The organism is Variovorax sp. F042 (assembly GCF_057814215.1).
The window spans coordinates 465,537-482,727 of sequence record NZ_JBVASX010000004.1 but is presented as its reverse complement, the minus strand read 5'-3'; the positions used below and the strand labels follow the sequence as shown (position 1 = coordinate 482,727).

At 62.9% G+C, this 17,191-nt stretch carries 12 protein-coding genes and 2 tRNA genes; 7 read left to right on the top strand and 7 right to left on the bottom strand.

Annotation, left to right across the window (positions count from 1 at the left end; all coding sequences use genetic code 11):
* The first annotated feature begins 139 nt into the window (after positions 1-139).
* Positions 140-1,660, top strand: coding sequence for a Ppx/GppA phosphatase family protein (locus ACZYSP_RS17575; RefSeq protein WP_093054313.1), 1,521 nt, complete (start codon positions 140-142; stop codon positions 1,658-1,660).
* 21 nt (positions 1,661-1,681) lie between these two features.
* On the opposite strand, the gene ACZYSP_RS17570 is transcribed toward ACZYSP_RS17575, so the two are convergent.
* Genes ACZYSP_RS17570 through ACZYSP_RS17560 form a run of 3 tightly spaced genes read right to left on the bottom strand, consistent with a single transcriptional unit; the run spans position 1,682 to position 5,368 of the window.
* Entirely contained in the window at positions 1,682-2,143 is a 462-nt protein-coding gene (locus tag ACZYSP_RS17570) for a SixA phosphatase family protein (protein ID WP_176928784.1), read from the bottom strand.
* Positions 2,144-2,162: 19 nt separating this feature from the next.
* Positions 2,163-4,484 (bottom strand): polyphosphate kinase 1, encoded by a 2,322-nt coding sequence (ppk1, locus tag ACZYSP_RS17565; RefSeq protein ID WP_489015553.1) that lies wholly within the window; start codon positions 4,482-4,484, stop codon positions 2,163-2,165.
* The gene (locus ACZYSP_RS17560; RefSeq protein WP_093174123.1) at positions 4,481-5,368 is read right to left on the bottom strand and encodes a GNAT family N-acetyltransferase; all 888 of its coding nucleotides are present in this window, start codon (positions 5,366-5,368) and stop codon (positions 4,481-4,483) included. Before ACZYSP_RS17560 ends, ppk1 begins: the two co-directional genes overlap by 4 nt.
* A gap of 172 nt (positions 5,369-5,540) precedes the next feature.
* On the opposite strand from ACZYSP_RS17560, the gene ACZYSP_RS17555 reads away from it, so the two are divergent.
* The 6 genes from ACZYSP_RS17555 (at position 5,541) to ACZYSP_RS17530 (ending at position 10,140) form a co-directional block, all read left to right on the top strand.
* Positions 5,541-7,223: an FAD-dependent oxidoreductase gene (locus tag ACZYSP_RS17555; protein ID WP_426392783.1), complete on the top strand. Its 1,683-nt coding sequence runs from the start codon at positions 5,541-5,543 to the stop codon at positions 7,221-7,223.
* A gap of 45 nt (positions 7,224-7,268) precedes the next feature.
* The gene (locus ACZYSP_RS17550) at positions 7,269-7,541 is read left to right on the top strand and encodes a UBP-type zinc finger domain-containing protein (RefSeq protein ID WP_307613974.1); all 273 of its coding nucleotides are present in this window, start codon (positions 7,269-7,271) and stop codon (positions 7,539-7,541) included.
* Between the two features lie 105 nt (positions 7,542-7,646).
* Positions 7,647-8,351: a glutathione binding-like protein gene (locus ACZYSP_RS17545; RefSeq protein ID WP_489015550.1), complete on the top strand. Its 705-nt coding sequence runs from the start codon at positions 7,647-7,649 to the stop codon at positions 8,349-8,351.
* Between the two features lie 51 nt (positions 8,352-8,402).
* Positions 8,403-8,479 (top strand) — tRNA-Pro (locus ACZYSP_RS17540).
* Positions 8,480-8,643: 164 nt separating this feature from the next.
* Positions 8,644-8,720, top strand: a tRNA-Arg gene (locus ACZYSP_RS17535).
* A 181-nt stretch (positions 8,721-8,901) separates the two neighbouring features.
* Positions 8,902-10,140: a tyrosine-type recombinase/integrase gene (locus tag ACZYSP_RS17530; protein ID WP_489015548.1), complete on the top strand. Its 1,239-nt coding sequence runs from the start codon at positions 8,902-8,904 to the stop codon at positions 10,138-10,140.
* A 137-nt stretch (positions 10,141-10,277) separates the two neighbouring features.
* Here ACZYSP_RS17530 and ACZYSP_RS17525 read toward each other — a convergent pair whose 3' ends face one another.
* The 4 genes from ACZYSP_RS17525 to ACZYSP_RS17510 all read right to left on the bottom strand — a co-directional run bounded on the left by ACZYSP_RS17525 (position 10,278) and on the right by ACZYSP_RS17510 (position 17,147).
* A complete protein-coding gene (locus ACZYSP_RS17525; protein ID WP_489015544.1) occupies positions 10,278-10,544 on the bottom strand; it encodes a helix-turn-helix transcriptional regulator in 267 nt (88 codons plus the stop codon).
* Between the two features lie 1,068 nt (positions 10,545-11,612).
* On the bottom strand, positions 11,613-14,288 hold the full coding sequence (locus tag ACZYSP_RS17520) for an ATP-binding domain-containing protein (protein ID WP_489015540.1): 2,676 nt from the start codon (positions 14,286-14,288) through the stop codon (positions 11,613-11,615).
* Positions 14,289-14,514: 226 nt separating this feature from the next.
* Positions 14,515-16,245, bottom strand: coding sequence for a S8/S53 family peptidase (locus ACZYSP_RS17515; protein WP_489015538.1), 1,731 nt, complete (start codon positions 16,243-16,245; stop codon positions 14,515-14,517).
* 11 nt (positions 16,246-16,256) lie between these two features.
* Positions 16,257-17,147 carry a hypothetical protein gene (locus tag ACZYSP_RS17510; protein WP_489015536.1) on the bottom strand — a complete coding sequence of 297 codons (891 nt, stop codon included), beginning with the start codon at positions 17,145-17,147 and terminating at the stop codon, positions 16,257-16,259.
* Positions 17,148-17,191: the final 44 nt, after the last annotated feature.

Here is a 17,191-nt window from a genome sequence, read left to right as displayed (position 1 = left end):
TTCGTGTGACGCTGTCACATAACCGTCATGCGCCGCGCCTAGCCTTCCAAACCTCGCCATTGCGCGATCCGAGAGGTGGCGCGCCCTGTCACGGCGCTACGATCAAACACAAAGACACCGCCTTCTTCTTCAGAACCACATGCAAAACGGCACTCGCCTCGCAGCAGTCGACCTGGGCTCGAACAGCTTCAGGCTCGAAATCGGACAGGTCGATCACGGCCAGATCCACCGCACCGAATATCTCAAGGAGACGGTTCGCCAGGGCAACGGCCTGGACAGCGCACGCAACCTCACGGCCGAGGCCATGCAGCGCGGCTGGGACGCGCTCGCGCGTTTCGGCGAACGCCTGGCCGGCTTCAAACGCTCGCAGGTTCGGGCCGTGGCCACGCAAACGCTGCGCGAAGCGCGCAACCGCGAAGAATTCCTGTTGCGCGCACGCACCATTCTGGGCTTCGGCATCGACGTGATCCCGGGCCGGGAAGAGGCCCGCCTCATATATCAGGGCGTGGCGCACATGCTGCCGCACACCGACGCCTCCGACAGCGAGCGCCGGCTGGTGGTCGACATCGGCGGGCGCTCCACCGAAATGATCATCGGCCACGCCCTCGAGGCCGACCGCATGGAGTCGTACCGGGTCGGCAGCGTCGCCTGGTCGATGAAACACTTCGGCGAAGGCCTGTTTACCGCCAGCGCCTTTCGCGCGGCCGAAGTGGCTGCCAAGGCCGTGCTCGACGACGCCCTCGCCACTTACACCCGCGACCAGTGGGACGTGGCCTACGGCGCTTCCGGCACCATCGGCGCCGTCGGCGATGTGCTGGCCGCGGCGGGTGGCGAGCCCGGCCTCGTCACGCGCGAAGGCCTCGACTGGCTGCTCGACCGCCTGCTCAAGGCCGGCAGCGCCGACAAGCTGCGCATCGACGGCATGCGGGAAGACCGCAAGGCCGTCATCGGCGGCGGTGTGAGCGTGCTACGCGCGGTGTTCGACCTGCTCGGCATCCAGGAAATGAAAGTCGCCCAGGGCGCCCTGCGCCACGGCGTGCTCTATGAATTGCTGGAACGCGACGAAAGCGTGGCCGACATGCGCACCGCCACGGTGGCGCGGCTGGCCAATCGCTTCACCGTCGACACGGCACAGGCCAAGCGCGTGGGCGAAACGGCCGCTGCGCTGTTCGTGCAGCTCTCCCCCGCCGCGCGCGGCGGCAGTACATCAAGCCGGGCTGGCCGGGCCTTGCGCAAGCTGGGCTGGGCGGCGCAGTTGCACGAGATCGGCACGCTGATCTCACACAGCGACTATCACAAGCACGGCGCCTACATCCTCGACAACACCGACGCGCCCGGCTTTGCGGTGAACGAGATGCACGCGCTCGGCCAGTTGGTGCTGGGCCAGCGCGGCAAGCTGCGCAAGCTCGAAGCATCGCTGGATGATGAGACCTTCGTGATGCAGTTGCTGTCACTTCGGCTCGCGGTGATCCTGTGCCACGCGCGCCGCGACCCTGATCCGCAGGCGCTGCACCTCGCGGCGCTGGGCGCACGGGCCTTCACCATTGTTTGTGCCCCGGACTGGGCCGAGGCGTTTCCGCAATCGGCGCACCTCCTGCGCGAAGAAGTGCTGGCCTGGCAGAAGATCAGCAGTTGGCGCGTCGAGCTCAGCGGCTGCTGAGCCAGCCGCCCCATTAGTTAGTTAGAGCAGTTCCGGCGACTGCACCGTCACAACGACGGTCTGCACATCGCCGTCGCGCTCGCGCGTGCGAATCCACCACAGCGCTCCCTTGCGAACCGGGCAGCTGTCCTGCTTGAGGCCCAGCAGCAGGGAGATAGCCTGCCCCACCGATGGCTGGTGGCCGATCATCAGCACCACCGACTTGCCGTTGGGCCAGCCGGCTGCACCAAGCAGCGCCTCTGCCGTTGTGTCGGGCGCGAGCTCCGAGCGCAGCTTGTATTTGCGACCCAGCGCCAGCGCAGTCTGTTCGCAGCGCCGCGCGGGGCTGCAGATGATGCGCGTGCCGTCCGGCAACTGACGGTCCAGCCAAGTGGCCATCCGCTTGGCCTGCTTTTCGCCGCGCGCGGTGAGGGAGCGCTGCATGTCGTCGCAACCCTCGGTCCAGTCCTCGGCTTCGGCGTGACGCCAGAAGATCAAGTCCATGGTCATCGTCTTTCGATCTTCAGTTGCTGGATGCATCTCTGAGATGCCCTCTGGATGCGTAGCGGTTCATGAGCGCGGCCTGCGCACCGTGGGCCTCGACGACGGGCGATGCGCCTGCCTCGCCCGAATGCGTATCGTGATCGACGCGCGTGTAGATGCCGTCCGCGCCCAGATCCCAGGCGTCGCGCCCGTCGTGCAGGTAGGCCACCAGGCACTCGTCGATCAGCCGCTGGCGCAGTCCCGGGTCCGTTACAGGCCACGCCAGCTCGATGCGCCGCATCATGTTCCGGTTCATCCAGTCGGCGCTCGACAGGTACAGCGATTCATCCTCGCCATTGCGGAAATAGAAGACCCGCGAATGCTCCAGGAAGCGGCCGATCACCGAGCGCACGCGGATGTTGTCGGTGAGCCCCGGCACCTGCGCGGGCAGCGTGCATGCGCCGCGCACGATCAGATCGATCTTCACGCCCTTCTGCCCCGCACGGACCAGCGAGGCGATGATCTCGTCGTCGGTCAGCGCGTTCATCTTGGCGACGATGCGCGTCGACTGGCCGGCCGCTGCGGCCAGGCCCAGCGCATCGATCTGCGCCACGATGTTCTTGTGCAGGTCGAACGGCGCCAGCCACATGCGGTTGAGCTTGGGCAAGCGGCTCTGGCTCGCCAGATGCACGAACACGGCTTCCATGTCGGCCGTCAGCATCGGATCGGCCGTAAGGTGGCTGATGTCGGTGTAGAGCCTGGCAGTGCGCGGGTTGTAGTTGCCCGTGGACAGATGGCCGTAGCGGCGCAATTGCTTGCCCTCGCGCCGCGTCACCAGCAGCATCTTGGCGTGGGTCTTCAGGCCGACCACGCCGTACACCACCTGCGCGCCGATCGATTCGAGCATTTCAGCCCAGTTGATGTTGGCCTCTTCGTCGAAGCGAGCCTTCAGCTCCACCACTACCGTGACTTCCTTGCCGCGGCGCACGGCTTCGCGCAGCAGATCCATCATTTCCGAATCGGCGCCCGTGCGGTAGATGGTCTGCTTGATCGCCAGCACCTGCGGGTCGAGCACCGCTTCGCGCAGGAAGGCCAGCACGCCCTCGAAGCTTTCGAAGGGCTGGTGAATCAGCACATCGCCGCGCTGCAGCCGCTCGAAGAACGACTGCCCGGGCGACAGAGCAACGGGGTAGGAAGCCGGATACGGCGGAAAGCGCAGTTGCGGCTCGTCGAGCAGGTCGGCCAGTTGCGTGAGCCGGGCCAGGTTGACCGGGCCATGCACGCGGTACAGCGCCTCGGGCGGCAGGTTGAACTGCGCCAGCAGGAAACTCGCAAGAGACTCGGCGCAGCTCGCCGACACCTCCAGCCGCACGGCCTGGCCATAGTGCCTGTGCTGCAGCCCCTGGCGCAACGCGGTGCGCAGATTCTTGACGTCTTCCTCGTCCACCGCAAGGTCGGAATGCCGGGTAACGCGGAACTGCGAGAAATCGCCCACCTCGCGCCCGGGGAACATGCTCGCGAGATGCGCGCGCACCACGCTAGACAGTGCCACGAACAGCGTCTTGCCATCCGACACCTTGGCCGGCATCTTGATCAGACGTGGCAGAACTCGCGGCAGCTTGACGATCTGGATCGGGTTTTCGCGGCCGAAGGCGTCCTTGCCACCCAGTCTCACGATGAAGTTGAGCGACTTGTTGGCCACCTGCGGGAACGGATGCGCCGGGTCGAGCCCGACCGGAATCAGCAGCGGGCGCACTTCGCGCTCGAAATACTCGCTGACCCACTTGCGCTGCGCCGGATTGCGCTCGCCATGCGAAATGATGCGGATGCCGTGCGTCGCAAAAGTTGGCATCAGCTCGTCGTTGTACAGCGCGTACTGGCGCGCCACGAGCTTGTGGGCCGCCTCGGCCAGCCGTTCGAACGACTCGACCGTGTAAGTGCCCTTGTGGTCCCCAGCGCTGCCCGCGATCAGGTGCGGCGCGGCGCGGACCTCGAAGAATTCATCGAGGTTCGACGAAACGATGCACAGATAGCGCAACCGCTCGATCAGCGGCACCTCTTTGCGATGCGCCCAGTCGAGCACACGCTCGTTGAACGAAAGAATGCTGTGGTCGCGGTCCAGCAATGTGAACGTTGGTGCCGCAACGTCAAGCGACGGATCTGCGGAGGCGAGTGACATGGGCACTGATTCTGGAGCAAGCGGCACAGGAGAACACGTAGGCTGAAATATGACAGTGTCAGCCCCTCTTGTGACAGTTCCATGACTATCCCGTGACGCCTCTGAGCCAGCCGCGTGCTGGCTGGCAGCGCCAAGCGTAGAAGCGGGCGGCCCGGTTTCGGGCCGGTCGGCCGCCGGCTTCATGCGCCCAGGAAGTGCTTGCGGTAGCGCGCCGGCAGATCGTCGATGCGCATCAGCATCGGCAGGTCGGCGGCGTTGAAATCCGGATCCCAGGCGGGCGCGCCGAGCACCTTCGCACCCAGGCGCAGGTAGCCCTTGATGAGCGCCGGCGGCTCCACGTCGAGCGTGCTGTCGAGCCGCTCGACCGGCAACGGCAGGCGGGGCTGCACCTGATACTGGATTGGTGCCATGTGCTTGGCCGACACCTGGCGCCAGATGCTGGCCGCGGCGTCACCGTTCGTGACACCGTTGTGTGACATCGGAATGCTCGCGCAACCAATCATCGTGTCCAGTTTGTTGCGGTGCATGAAGCCCGCCAGCGCGCCCCAGAGTGCGAGGATGACGCCGCCCTGGCGGTGGTCGGGATGCACGCAGCTGCGGCCCAACTCGACCATACGCTCGCGCAGGTCGCGCAGGCGGGTGAGGTCGAATTCAGTATCGCTGTAGGTGCTGCCCACGCGGCGGGCCTGGGCGGGTGTGAGCACGCGATAGGTGCCGATGACCTGCCCGGTCAGTTCGTCGCGCACCAGCAGGTGTTCGCAGAAGTCGTCGAACAGGTCGATGTCGTGGCCGGCCAGCGGCGACGAAACCCGGGCGCCCATTTCGCCGACGAACACGTCGTAGCGAAGGCGTTGGGCAGCGCGCACGTCGTCAAGGTGGCGGGCCCAGCCCACGGTGATGCCTTGCTTGGACTCGACGGCCGGCGGCAGGATGACAGCGGGCGCCTGAGGCACCGATGTGCGGGCAGCAGCAACAGCGGTAGACACACCGGTTGCAGGAGCGGGCCACAAGGCCGCGCGCAGCCCGATCTGCGAAAGCGGAAACGTCGGGTTGGGCAGTTCTTTCATGGGGAACCCTTTCTGCCGAGGGAGTCTCCGCACCTGCGATGAAGCGGGCATGTCAGGAACATTGCAGGCACGTGACGTTGTTACAGCCCAAAGCCGCCTGTGAAACGCCTGCAAACCGCTTGGCGCCGCTTCGTCGTCTAATGCGGTGGATTCGCGAAATGGAGCTCCACCTATGGCCACCACCAACGCAACCGGCACCGACAGCAGCCGCCTTCACCAGACTTTCCCCGTCCTCAGTGACACTGAGATTGCGCGCATTGCACGCTTTGGCAGTGTTCAGCAATTCGCACGCGGCACCAGACTATTTACAGCAGGCGAAACCGGCCCCGGCATGTTCGTGCTGCTCAAAGGCGTTGTCGCCGTCACGCAACGCGACGGCCTTGGTCATGTGGTGCCGATCGTGCGACAAGGGCCAGGTGAATTCCTGGCCGAAGTCGGCCAGTTGAGCGGCCGCCCTGCCCTGGTCGATGGCCATGCCGACGAAGACGTCGAAGCGCTGCTCGTATCGCCCGCGCAACTGCGTGCGCTGCTGGTGGCCGAAGCCGACTTGGGCGAGCGCATCACCCGCGCGCTGATCCTGCGGCGCGTGGCGCTGATCGAATCCGGCGCCAGCGGCCCGGTTCTGATCGGGCAGCCCCAGTCACCCGACATGGCTCGGCTGGAAAACTTCCTTCGCCGCAACGGCTATCCATATCACCTGGTCGACGCAGCCGAAGACCCCGACGCGGCCGCGCTGCTCGCGCAGTACGGCGCCAGCAAACTGCTGGCCGTGTGCCCTGACGGCTCGGTGCTGGTCAACCCGGCCGACGAGGCGCTGGCGCGCTGCCTCGGCATGGTCGACACCGCCGAGCGCAACGAGTTGTTCGACGTGGCCGTTGTCGGCGCCGGGCCGGCCGGCCTGGCGACCGCTGTTTACGCGGCCTCGGAAGGCCTGCGCGTGATCGTGCTCGACTGCCGCGCCTTCGGCGGCCAGGCCGGCGCCAGCGCGCGCATCGAGAACTACCTGGGCTTTCCGACCGGCATCTCGGGACAGGCGCTGGCGGGGCGCGCGTTCGTGCAGGCGCAGAAGTTCGGCGTCGAGATGCTGATTCCGGCCAAGGTCGTGTCGCTCGACTGCTCGCGCGACAACCCACTTGAAAGCCTTGCCATTGCGCTGGCCGACGGCCGCACGATCCATGCGCGCACGGTGGTCATCGCCAGCGGCGCACGCTACCGCCGCCCCGATGTTCCTCGCCTCGCCGAATTCGAAGGCCGCGGCGTCTGGTACTGGGCCTCGGCCATCGAGGCAAAGATCTGCTCGCAGCAAGAAGTGGCGCTGGTCGGCGGCGGCAACTCGGCCGGCCAGGCCGCCGTGTTCCTGTCGCGCCACGCAGCCAAGGTCAACGTGCTGGTGCGCGGGCCGTCGCTGGCGGCCAGCATGTCGCGCTACCTGATCGACCGCATCGAGGCCACGCCGAACATCTCGCTGCAGCCGCACACCGAGCTCGTACGCCTGCATGGCGGCTCCGACGAAGGCCTCACTGGCGCGACATGGCGTTGTCACACCTCGGGCAACGAACATGACTGCGCGGCACGCAACATCTTCCTGTTCGTCGGCGCAGAGCCTGAGACTTCGTGGCTCGACGGCTGCGGAGTGGCGGTCGACAAGCACGGCTTCGTGCTGACGGGCACCGCCGCCAGCAGCGGCTTTCCGGCGCGGCCGTCCACGGCGCTCGAATCGAGCGTATCGGGCGTGTTCGCCGTGGGCGACGTGCGCTCGGGCTCGGTCAAGCGTGTGGGCGGCGCCATCGGTGAGGGCGCGGCCGCGGTCGCGCTGATTCATCAGCACCTGTCGCAGGCCTCGGCCGTCGCCTGAAGCGCGCCCCCAATCAATCCATCGTCAAGACAAAGGAGCCCGACGTTGCCCATCAAACCCTGCGACCACGTGCCCGCGGAGATCGCGCAGCCTCATATCCAGCACGGCCAACGCGGCTGCGAAGACTGCCTGAAGACCGGCGACACCTGGGTCCACCTTCGCCTCTGCGTGCACTGCGGCCACGTGGGTTGCTGCGATTCGTCGAAGAACCGCCACGCAACTAGGCATTCGCACGCCGAAGGCCACCCCGTCATCCAGTCGCTCGAACCCGGCGAAGACTGGATGTGGTGCAACGCACACGAGAAACAGGTCGGCTGAGATCCCGTCGGGCAGATTGCGAATGAATTCCCGCGCCTGCACGCGTTTGAACTCGCACGTATAAGCTGCCGGGCTCGCATCAAATCCACCGGAGTGCCAGACAACATGCCTGCATCGCCCATCGAGGTCTATTCGTGGCCCACGCCGAACGGCCACAAGATTCACATCATGCTGGAGGAGTGCGGCCTGCCCTACCATGCGCACCCCGTGAACATCGGCAAGGGCGACCAGTTCGCGCCCGACTTCCTGCAGATCAGCCCGAACAACAAGATCCCCGCCATCACCGACCCCGACGGTCCGGACGGCAAGCCGATCTCGCTCTTCGAATCGGGCGCCATCCTCGTCTACCTCGCGGGCAAGACCGGCAAGTTTCTGCCTACCGGCGACCGTGAACGCTACGACGTGCTGCAGTGGCTCATGTTCCAGATGGGGGGCGTCGGCCCGATGCTCGGCCAGGCGCACCACTTCCGCCTGTACGCGCCCGAGAAGGTCGCCTATGCGATCGACCGCTACAGCAACGAGGCCAAGCGCCTCTACGGCGTGATCGACAAGCAGTTGTCGAAGAACAAGTTCATTGCCGGCAAGAGCTATTCGATTGCCGATATCGCCATCTTCCCGTGGCTGCGCAGCTGGGAAAACCAGGGCATCACCCTCACCGACTTTCCGCGCCTGAAGGACTGGTTCGACGGCATCGCAGCGCGTCCAGCCGTGCAGCGCGGCGTGAAGGTGCTGGCTGACCTGCGCAAGCCGATCACCGGCGATAAAGAACGCGAAATTCTCTTCGGCAAGACGCAGTACGAGAAACGCTGACTGAGAAACTTCGGGGATCGGCCAATATCCGGGCTAGAATAGAAGGCTTGTCGGGGTGTAGCGCAGCCTGGTAGCGCATCTGGTTTGGGACCAGAGGGTCGAAGGTTCGAATCCTTTCGCCCCGACCATAAAAATGAAATGCACACAGTCACCAGCGGGCTGTGTGCATTTTTCGTTTTGGATCGTGGAGTGCAGCGAGCCAAGGTGTGGAACTCGGTAGAATCCGCCGCTGCTGCTTAAGAGAAAAAGCTCCTAAGTCATTGATTTTCTTGGCTTCTCTCCAGCCTGAAATCTGCCCGTAGCTCAGTTGGATAGAGCACCTGCCTTCTAAGCAGGTTGTCGGGGGTTCGATCCCCTCCGGGCAGGCCAATTTCCAGTCCCGAACCTCTCCAAATCGTCCTGAAACCCGCTGTCCTTCGAGGAGAAGCGGGTTTTTCTTTGCTCCACGATAGATCGCGGCATAGCATGTCTTGTCGGTACTTTGTCGGTACTTCTGCAGGTATTTGCCCTGCTGCCGAAACCAGGTACCGACAGCAAGGAGAAAAACCCAATGCTGACAGACACTTTCGTGAGGCAAGTGAAGCACAAGGGCACCAAGATCGGCGAGCGCTACGCGGACGGTGGCGGCATGTACCTGCGCGTCAAGGCCGCAGGTAAATACTGGCGCATGGACTATCGCTTCAGCGGCAAGGCCAAGACGCTGGCCTTGGGCGTCTACCCCGCGGTGTCGCTTGCGAAGGCCCGGCAGCGGCGCGACAAGGCCCGCGAGCTGCTTGCAGACAACGTCGATCCCGGCCTCGCGAAGCGCGCAGAGAAGTTGTCCCGAGCAGTGGAAGCAGCCAACACGTTCGAAGCGTTGGCGCGGGAATTCCACGCCACCAAGGCCAGCAGCTGGAGCGCGTCCTATTCGGAGCGCTGGCTGCGCATCATGGACAAGGACCTGTTCCCCTACATCGGCAAGCTGCCGATCGCCTCGATCCAGGCCAAGGATCTTCTGCACGCGCTCAAGCGCACCGAGGGCCGGGGCGTCATCGAGACGGCCCACACCCTGCGCCAGTGCGCCGGACAGGTGTTCCGCTACGGTGTGCAGACGGGCCGGTGCGCGAGCAATCCGGCGCCCGACCTGCACGGGGCGCTCCGGCCCGTGCTCACCAAGAGCATGGCCGCTGTCCTGGAGCCCCAGAAAGTGGGCGAACTGATGCGCGCCATCTACGGCTACAGCGGGCAGCCGATCACCCGCGCCGCCCTCCTCCTGTCCGCCCTGCTCTTCCAGCGCCCGGGCAACATCCGTGCGATGGAATGGGCCTGGATCGACCTCGAAAAGGCAATGCTGACCATCCCAGCGCAGGACATGAAGCGCAGGCTCCATGAAAAGCTCAACGGCCGTCCCCACTTCGTGCCGCTGGCGAAGCAGGCACTGCAGACACTGGAGGAAATTGAGCCATTGACCGGACATGGCCGATACGTGTTCCCCAGCATCCGCACCGGAGAACGCCCCATGAGCGAAAACACCGTGAACGCCGCATTGCGAAGGCTGGGGTACACCAATGACGAAATGACCGCCCACGGCTTTCGTGCAATGGCCCGCACGGTCATGGCAGAGCAACTGCACGGCATTTCGCCCGACGCCATCGAGGCACAGCTTGCCCACGGCAAGAGCGGGCCGCTGGGTACGGCCTACGACCGCGCGGAGTTCATGGACAAGCGCAAGGACATGATGCAGCGCTGGGCGGACTACCTGGGCCAACTTGCCGCAAGCGCGCAAATCCTGGCACTCAAGGCAGCCTAGTCGCGCCTCGACAAGGCGTTCATCTCTCACGAACGCCGTCGAGGCTTCCAGAGCGATACGCCGATGCCTTGATGCAGACGATTTGGGCGACTGCACCCTTCATGCGCAGCGCGCGGCACCGGATCGCGTCCGTGCATTCAAGTCACTCGACGCGTGTGCATGAGTGAGGCATTCGCATAGCCCTCCGGATCATCGATCCAGCGCTGAATCGCCGCACGCGGCCAACCACAAGCGCGCCCGCCCAGATGCACAGGAGGGGGGAACTTGCCTCCAGCAATTCTTCGGTACACGGTGGTGCGACTCAGTGCGGTGATGCGAACCACATCGGCCATGCGAAAGAACGCAGGACCTGTCACTGTCGAAGGATCAACGTCGCGGCGATTGGCATGGGGTTCGATATGCATGACAAATCCTCGAAGTGGAGCCGTGCTTTCAAGTCGCGGTTGTGCGTTTCGACGGTGCATTTCCTCGCCTGAAGAGCCCGGAGAGAAGCAGAACTGGTGCCCAAGCCAGAGCGCAGCGCCACACTGCGTCTAGTTCGACAATCGCTGTCCAACCCAGCGGAAGCCCCTCTCCCAGAATCGTCTTCCGCATGGATTCGCGTTGAGCGTGCGACGAATAATGACTTCAGACAACTGGCAGTTGTAATAGGTCCGCGGAAACTTGCGGCGGAGCCCTCAGTCTGCGTGCCATTTCACGCACTGGCCCGGGCGATCGCAGCAGAGACGAAAATGTTCGTTCAGACCAACCACCTTACGGCCATTCATCGCACCGGGCGATCATGCGCGAGCCCTGCGGAATCAGTAGATGACGGCCCGTGGCGGTGTCGTGGACGCGCCACCGGTTTAAGTCCGTGGTTTCTCTGCGGTGCAACTCGCGCAAGCCTTGCGATGGGCCCGGCACTAGCACTGAGTTCCGAGTTCGGTTTTGGTGCGGTCGATGGGGCGAATGCCGGCGGCTCTGACAGAGTTCGGATTTATGGAAGAGGACTGACTCCAGCTCGGCAGTGACACCGTCACCGGTCCCGATGAACTCGAACGCCAAAGAAAGCATCTGCGTCTGGCAAGAACGAAAGCGCCATTGTTCGAAACAGACCAGTATCGACACAGCATCGAAGAGGCGTATCGGATAATGCAGGAACGCTGCATGCGACGCGAACCACCAGCGCCTCTCATTGTCCAAGCATGATCGGGCGGCAATTGTGTGGCCTGCCATGAAGGGCGTGCAGTCGCCCAGCAAGACATCGCGACTACAGCGTCCCCAGCCCTTGAGATGGCGCCGATATCCCCGGCGTGATCGTAATTGCTGCTGAGCTTCATTGCAGGTCATGGTCAGCTTAATGCTCACCACCTGGGGCCAAGCGCCTCGTAGTCCCCAATGCCCGGCAACCAGCAGCTTCTGAAATCAGTCACGCGGCGGCGCCCGCCGTCGAGCTCCAGAGGCAGTCAGGCCGCTCGAACTTCCCCCTGTCACTACCAACTCGGCGCGAACATCGGTCGCAGCGTCTCCAATCTGAGCGGAAACACCGTTTCACAGCTCATGCCCAGGTATGTAGCGGCGCGTGTCGTACCCACATACAAGTACTTGTCGAACAGTTCCGGCCGCTCGGTCGCCAAGCGGTCTACGCCCACAAAGAATACGGCCTCGAATTCCAGTCCTTTGATGTGCTGGATATCGAACACGCGGACATCGTTCTCTTTGCCTATGGTCTGTCCGTCACGGCATGGAACGGCCTTGATGTTGTTGTCCGCCAGACGCTCACTTAGCGCCTGTGCCAATGGCTCCACCTCAGCTTCGCTCATCACCAGCACGGCGATCGAGGGAAGCTTCTTCACGAAAGTCTCGATCTCACGGATCCGCTGTGCCAACCACGACGCCACATCGCCCGCCGAAGCCAGCCCCTCCACCAAAACCGGCTGCTCTCCCTCGTTGTCGATACCTTCGGGTAGCGCCACTGCGCTGGCATCACCGCCATCCAGCATCACGATGCCCTTGGCCAACTCGTTGAGTTGGGAGCTCTGTCGGTATGAGATCGTGATTGTCTCGTCACGCAAGCCCGGACAGCCCCAAGACACGTCGCCCAGGCTGCGACTGCCCCACGTGGTGAGTCGCTGATTGAAGTCGCCGCAGGCGAAGAACGAAGAACCCAGAGGATTGGCGAGCGCCGCCATGCAGCCCAGCTGGATGGGCGAAAAGTCGGTCGCCTCGTCCACAAGCACCTGGTGTCGCTGCGCACCGCGCACCGTGCGCAGCGCGGCCCATTCGGCTGTCTCGATTTCGCGCTGTACTATAGGTCTCAGCAGCAATGCCGAGGCATTGCGCAGAACGCCCAACAGCACGATGTCGAGTTCCAGCGGGTGCAGGTCCGTCGCCAAGTAGCCACCCGTTGGTTGATACCACCCACCGTCGGCCTGACGTTGGCGCCTGAAGCTCCGGTAACGGCGAGGCACGTCATTGATGAACGACCGGGCCGGGTTCAGCAGCCTGCGCACGCGCGACTGCTGCACGAGGCTGCGACCGACCGCCGCGAGATCCGGTGCGGCGAGTCCTCGGTCGCCCAGCCATTCGACGATGCGACTGCTGCGTCGGCCTTTCTTTAGCGAATTGCCCGTCGCGCGCGCGCGCGCGAGGGCGCGCAGGCTGCGCTGGTAGGCCTGCATTGCCGCAGCCCGACCAGTTTTGGCTTCGACCGTATCCTCGTCGTCCTCGGACTCGTCCTCGTCTTCCTCTTCAGCGTCAACGCTTGCGTCCTGCAGGGTATCGATGAAGCGCGCCAACTCGTCCAGAAAATCCCGATTCCGATTCACCTGAAGCACCAACGCGTCCCTCAACTTTCCGTCCGTATAGGCTTTCATTTCCGCGACGCGCTCCTGCAGGACACGCGTTCCACGGCTCAACGCGACCACCACGTCACCGGCGTTCTTGGGTTCAATGCCTTCCAGCGACTCCAAGGCAGGCACCGCCAATGCAGACACCGTCGTATCGGCGTCGCTACGCAAGTCTTCCGCAGCCTGCCGAGTCGCAGCAAGCCATGCCGCTTTCTGCCAATGGTCAAAGTCCTCGTACCAAGCGGTCGGTCGCTCACGCGCGGCGGTGGTCAAGGTCAACGCAGCATCTTTCAGCACAAAAATACCGCTGCCTGTCGCGGTACGCAGAATGCCGAAGCGGCTGCGCGCCAAGTCGTGCCGATGATCGGCCCAGGTGCTGATGCGCGGCTCGGATGCGGCAATACCTTCGCGTGCAAAAGCCTCCTTCACATACTGCCGCAACAGGTCCGTGGGCGTGAACATCAGCCAACTCTGTGCATGCGACAGCTCACCGGCCTCCTCCATGCGACGGATCAACACGCGCTCGGATTCCTCCAGCACGTCGACGTCCAACTTCTGGCCCAAACGGCGGATCAGCGTCGTTGTTTTGCCAGTGCCGGGCGGACCGAGGATCAGCAGTCGGCTGGCCAGCGGCAGACGGAAGATGCCGTCTTGGTACTCATCGAGTACTGGCTGATCGCGCAAGCCCATCTTGGCAATGACGCTGCGGCGTCGACCGGCGAGCACGTTTTCGGCCGCTTCCTCCTCAGCCAGCAACTCGTCAAGCGCACTCCCGAGTGCTGCCGGCGCCAGCAGTTCGCGCAACGAGCGCACGGTCACGGTGGCGAAATCTTCGCTTTCGAAGACGCTGTCGCGCGAGTCCCAGACATCCTGCTTGAAGGGGCGCAGTAGCGCTCGCTGGCGTAGCTCGACCTCCTGCTTGTCCGGCCGGACAAAGGTGGCCCCGACCCTGCGCGCGGCCATCGCCCCCATCGGCGAACGGTAGGAGATGAGCGGCAAGCCATCCATACCTGCAGGCGGCGAGGTCCGGCAGACGTAGTAGGTTTGCATGGAGCCGGACTCATCACGGATCACGACCCGGGCGATGGCCGGCTCGCGACTCAACGCGAGGAAGGCGACGGCCTTCTCGTTGTTCAAGCGCTCGAGCGCCTGAACCGCCGCGGTTTCGCGTAGCGGGTTCATGACGCCGATCGACTCACTGGAGAGGTATGAATCGCCTTGAAGACCTCGACGAGCCTGCTGCTCGACCAGATCGAAAGCGCCGAGGACGTCTTGAGCAACGACCTCGACCGATTCCTGTTGCAATTGTTCTCCGTTCAAAGCCGATCTCCCATCAAGAATTTTCTGTGCCCGCAGTCACATGGCGTAGGCGTCGACTGCGTGGATAGTTTTAGAAAATGACTCATGAATGCGTATTGCCTCAGTTTTCTCGTCGCGACTCATACCGCCGATATCGCCAGGCGCGCAGCGGTGGCAAGATCATCGTTTGATACCCCAGCGTGTGGCAGCACGGAGGTGTTCATTGCGGGGCCTCCTGGCGGCGCGACTAGAGGCCATTAAAGAGCTTCGCCACAGGCAGCCAGTAGCGCTTACTCGTGGTCTGAGTCAAGCCTTGCAAAGCAACTATATTGAGCTGATACGAGGCATACCAGTCTCTCCATTCGCTCTCTTTCAGTGGCGCGTTGTAGGCCTGCCTAAGCGCCAGCAACCAAGCGACTCTGGGCGTTGAAAAGCTGGTTCCGCAGCCTCCCGTTTTCTCGACTCGCCCGTCATAAGCCAGCCCGTAAAACGGCAGCTTGCTGGTCAAGGGCAACTTCCCACTTCGGCACATTGGGTTCCCTTCTCCATCGGTGTTCATCACAGCGAGCACATCGCCGGGCGAGGCTTTGGCGCGATAGGCGAGATACACCGCGTCGTCCATCACGTCCAAGTTGTCGTTTCCCGTCGCGGCCAGTGAGACACCGAGGGCGTCGGAATCCGGCCCGAAGTCCACCTGCCTGGCCTTGATCGTCCAGGACATGTTGACGAAGAACGGCACCCCTGTCGTCTGGGCGTATAGCTGAGCAAACTTCTGAAGCACGCTGATAGGGCCTTGTTGGGCCGGTCCCACCGCGTCGACAGCCTTTTTCGGCACCCTGTCGATGATTTCCGTCGCGAAAGCGAGAGCCTCGGTGCGAAGAGCCTCATTCGGGACTTGCTGACCCAACTGGCTGTTCATCCTGTTGGCGCAAGCAACCAAGAATGCGAGTTCCATCCACAGCTCGCGAGACCATTTCTGCTCCACAAACAACGGAAGATAGATGACGCGAACCTTCTTGGTGAGAGCGTTAAAGTCACTGAGCGACGCCTTGATCGCGGCCGAGTGCGCTTGAGCACCCAGTCGAAAGTCCGTCGTGGCTGCTCCATTGAGCTGGCTGTTCGGCAAGCCGACTCCCAGCCGATACCGCTTGCGTACCGCATCCATGGCGGCCACGAGAAATTCCTTCGATTCCGAGAAGGCATCGCCATCAGGCCAGGAATCGTCGAGAACGTACAGAACGACTTCATTGGGAGGTGGCTTTCGCTTCAACAAACCACCCACGAACTTCGAGTCGTCCGGGAGGACAGGAGCCCCCAGCTTTACCCCGCTGTCCGCCATGCTGAGAATCAACGGCTGGTCCCAGACAATGATCTTCTTTGCGCCGCCGGCGCTGCTGAGTTCGGCCTGCGCCACTTCTGGGCTGGTCCATCGCAATTGAGATACCAGCGGCTCGGACAAAAGGCCCGTGATCGGGATGTTGAAGTTCCCCTGCTTGTACACGCGCTCCCAGAACTTCGTCTCATTGCCCGATTGGACAATCTCGAATGATGGGCCTACCTGAACTCTCGGAACCCCGAACTGCGGATTGGCAGTTACTGGCACCTTCCACTGCAACGGCGGAATGTCCGGCAGTTCGAGCTTGAAGCCGGCAGGCAACGCCCCCTGATTCTGAAGTCCGTTCAACTCCTCAATCCGGTCGGCCATATGCTCGTAGAGTTCCGGCGTCTTCGTTTGACCAATAGAAAATCGGGTTTTGACGATATTTGGAAGACTGTCCCCAGGCTTGACGATGTAAGGCTTCGTCAGATTCGAGCGAAGTAGCGCACCATAGTCCACCGCGTCGGACCGATAGTTCGCGTCGACCACTCGCTCAATCAGCACCAGCGGCTTCGCCTGCTCTTGCGCATGCACCGACGGGGTGATGCTTGCGACAAGACCGAGCACCGCGGCAACAACTCGACAACGAGGCGTTCCCATGGCTTGCCCCCCTATTTCTTCTTCTCCGCCTTCACGTCCGTGATGACCTGTTTGAGCAAGCCATAGTTGCTGGTGGCAACGCTCTCATTGGTCACATCGGCGCCACAGAAATCCGGCCTCAGAGAAATCTTCCCCTTCGAGGAAAGAGGGATGCGTTGATATTGCTGGCCATCGGACAGTGAAAGAACTGTCTCGTAGGCTGTTGAACCGTCCAACTTATCCGTGCAAGTCGTTTTCTCGCACTGATATACACGAATTCGATAATCCTGACATGCCGGAATCGGAAACCAGGCGACCTTTTCATTCTGAGAGGACAGTTCGCTCACGGGATGCGCCTTGCGGCCAATAAGCTGAAGTTTCTGTTTTTCAATCGAATACGCCCAACAATCGTTGTCCGCTATCGAACCGCCACCATCCACGCCTGCAATCACGAAAGGCTTCAGTGGCGCTCGCGGCTCCTTGCACCCGCCACCCGCAAATGCACCTGCAAAGGCAGCGACACTCACGATGACATCAATCACTTCCTTGCGGTTGTCGGTAACCTGCGTGCCAATGGCACTGACAATGAGGTCGTCGGCGTAGGCGACCGATGTAACCGTGGTTGGCGTGAAGGACCAGCCGGTCGAGTTGTCGGTCGCCACGAACGTCGGGAGTTGCTTCATCCCGTCTGATGACTTCGCAACCGGCACGGGCGTGAAGGCAAGGCTTTCAACCTTGTTCTCTTTGCTAATCGTCGGAACGACCCTCACCACGGTTCGCGGCACGACGAAGGGAAAGCCCTTGCCGACATAGCCATCTGACGGAAGAGACGTGTACGTGAGCTTCGGCTCCGCTGCACACCCCAAAAGTACCGCGACGCAGGTAACGACGAAGGCGCCAAGTATCAGTCGCTGCTTGTTCATCAGAGTCCTCCTCGATCTAGCTCGGTATTGCTTTGCCGATCGCC